Here is a 1025-nt window from a genome sequence, read left to right as displayed (position 1 = left end):
ATCGCACCGAGGATCAGCGCGATACCGCCGAGCACGCGTTTGGCGGTACGGCGCGGTCCAGGGGCCTCGGCAGGTTCGGGGACGTCGGAGGCTGACATGCACGCAACCTATCACCGTGAGTCGACTCGGTTGCGTGCGCTAACGAACTGCTCTCTCGTTCCGCGGCAGGGCTGTCCATCAACATGGTCGACGTCATCGAAGCCGAACGCCAGTCTGAGCCGGGGCCGGTTGCTGGCTCCACCGGAGAGGCGTGGCGCGACGGTGTTGTCGCGGGCGAGCCGACATGCGTGCTCAGTGTCGGCCGCGGCGGCCCGGATCGTACGTAGAGTCCGAAGTCCGAAGTCCGAAGTCCGACGGAGGAGGCTGGATCTATGGCACGCGAGCTGTTGGCCGGGATCGTCGTCGCGATCGGTGCCGCCGTGGTGGCTGTGGGGTTGGTGTCTGCCGGGTCCGGTTGTGGCGGTGCAGCACCGGGTGCTGGTTGTGGATCGGTGCCCGAGCAGGCCGAGGTGGGGCAGGCGCAACCGGGGACGAAGACCATCACCGTGACCAAGACCGCCGCACCGGATGGGAAATCGTCCACGCCGACCAACGTCCCGAAGTCGACGAAGACGGTTACGGTCAGCAGGACCAAGTAGGGCCCCGACGGTCCCCGCTGTTCAGTCGATCTCGACTACTACCTTTCCAAGTGCGCGGCCCGCGCCGACGTAGGCCAAGGCGAGCGGAGCCTCCTCGAGCGGGAAGGTGCGGTCGAGGTGGATGTCGATTTCTCCCGCGACGCACATGCGCGCCAGCGGCTCGAAATGCGCAGGCCCCTCCTCGACGACGAGTACGCCGAGCGAACGTCCGGTCACCAGGCCGAGGAGTGCGCCCGCGGTCGCGGTGCGTAGCACGGCTCGGGTGGTTCCGCCGACGCAGCGGTATCGGCCGCCGCGTGTCAGTGCCCGGCGGTAGGCGAAGACCGATCGGAGGGCGACGAGGTCGAGTATCCGGTCGTAGGGGCCGGTGCGGGTGAAGTCCGTGAC

Annotated in this window: 2 protein-coding genes; one reads left to right on the top strand and one right to left on the bottom strand. The window is 68.0% G+C overall.

The window, feature by feature from the left end:
- The first annotated feature begins 371 nt into the window (after positions 1-371).
- A complete protein-coding gene (locus ACWDVW_RS32710) occupies positions 372-638 on the top strand; it encodes a hypothetical protein (protein WP_355271754.1) in 267 nt (88 codons plus the stop codon).
- Positions 639-659: 21 nt separating this feature from the next.
- On the opposite strand, the gene ACWDVW_RS32705 is transcribed toward ACWDVW_RS32710, so the two are convergent.
- A partial coding sequence (locus ACWDVW_RS32705) for a zinc-binding dehydrogenase (RefSeq protein ID WP_449956872.1) occupies positions 660-1025 on the bottom strand: 366 nt, incomplete at its 5' end.

The organism is Micromonospora sp. NPDC003241, from assembly GCF_053589795.1.
This window is presented reverse-complemented; position numbering and strand designations above follow the sequence as displayed.

Coding starts and splice junctions, on each gene's coding strand:
- ACWDVW_RS32710 (WP_355271754.1), top strand. CDS start 372: ATGGCACGCGAGCTGTTGGCCGGGATCGTCGTCGCGATCGGTGCCGCC.